Raw genomic sequence first — 1758 nt, forward strand, 5'->3', positions numbered from 1 at the left:
GTAGACCTTTGAAAACTGAACAAAGTGAATACAACCAATGTGTAGGGCGTTTCGGATATTCGAAACAAACACAATTCAAATGTAGCTATTTTAGCTAGCAAACAAAATGAGCTTAACAGTGTAAAAACTGTTCAAACACTTTTAATGAGAGTTTGATCCTGGCTCAGGACGAACGCTGGCGGCGTGCCTAATACATGCAAGTCGAACGCACAAATCTCACCGGAGCTTGCTCCACCGAGATTTGTGAGTGGCGGACGGGTGAGTAACACGTGGGTAACCTGCCCTTTAATGGGGGATAACACTTGGAAACAGGTGCTAATACCGCATAACAATTTTTAACACATGTTAAAAATTTGAAAGATGGCTTCGGCTGTCGTTAAAGGATGGACCCGCGGTGCATTAGCTAGTTGGTGAGGTAACGGCTCACCAAGGCCATGATGCATAGCCGACCTGAGAGGGTGATCGGCCACACTGGGACTGAGACACGGCCCAGACTCCTACGGGAGGCAGCAGTAGGGAATCTTCGGCAATGGACGAAAGTCTGACCGAGCAACGCCGCGTGAGTGAAGAAGGTTTTCGGATCGTAAAACTCTGTTGTTAGAGAAGAACAAGGATGAGAGTAACTGTTCATCCCTTGACGGTATCTAACCAGAAAGCCACGGCTAACTACGTGCCAGCAGCCGCGGTAATACGTAGGTGGCAAGCGTTGTCCGGATTTATTGGGCGTAAAGCGAGCGCAGGCGGTTTCTTAAGTCTGATGTGAAAGCCCCCGGCTTAACCGGGGAGGGTCATTGGAAACTGGGGAACTTGAGTGCAGAAGAGGAGAGTGGAATTCCATGTGTAGCGGTGAAATGCGTAGATATATGGAGGAACACCAGTGGCGAAGGCGGCTCTCTGGTCTGTAACTGACGCTGATGCTCGAAAGCGTGGGGAGCAAACAGGATTAGATACCCTGGTAGTCCACGCCGTAAACGATGAGTGCTAAGTGTTGGAGGGTTTCCGCCCTTCAGTGCTGCAGCTAACGCATTAAGCACTCCGCCTGGGGAGTACGACCGCAAGGTTGAAACTCAAAGGAATTGACGGGGGCCCGCACAAGCGGTGGAGCATGTGGTTTAATTCGACGCAACGCGAAGAACCTTACCAGGTCTTGACATCTTTTGACCATTCTAGAGATAGAACTTTCCCTTCGGGGACAAAATGACAGGTGGTGCATGGTTGTCGTCAGCTCGTGTCGTGAGATGTTGGGTTAAGTCCCGCAACGAGCGCAACCCTTATTGTTAGTTGCCATCATTTAGTTGGGCACTCTAGCAAGACTGCCGGTGACAAACCGGAGGAAGGTGGGGATGACGTCAAATCATCATGCCCCTTATGACCTGGGCTACACACGTGCTACAATGGGAAGTACAACGAGTCGCAAAGTCGCGAGGCTAAGCTAATCTCTTAAAGCTTCTCTCAGTTCGGATTGTAGGCTGCAACTCGCCTACATGAAGCCGGAATCGCTAGTAATCGCGGATCAGCACGCCGCGGTGAATACGTTCCCGGGCCTTGTACACACCGCCCGTCACACCACGAGAGTTTGTAACACCCGAAGTCGGTGAGGTAACCTTTTGGAGCCAGCCGCCTAAGGTGGGATAGATGATTGGGGTGAAGTCGTAACAAGGTAGCCGTATCGGAAGGTGCGGCTGGATCACCTCCTTTCTAAGGAAAATTACGGAATACACAGGTTGAAAACACTTTGTTCAGTTTTGAGAGGTTTAC

General features: G+C 50.3%; 1 rRNA gene. It reads left to right on the forward strand.

The features are described 5' to 3' along the window. The first annotated feature begins 140 nt into the window (after positions 1 to 140). Positions 141 to 1698, forward strand: a 16S ribosomal RNA gene (locus tag FFM57_RS09695). The last annotated feature ends 60 nt before the right edge of the window (positions 1699 to 1758 follow it).

The sequence above is a fragment of the Enterococcus nangangensis genome (assembly GCF_005405245.1).
GTDB classification, from domain to species: domain Bacteria; phylum Bacillota; class Bacilli; order Lactobacillales; family Enterococcaceae; genus Enterococcus_J; species Enterococcus_J nangangensis.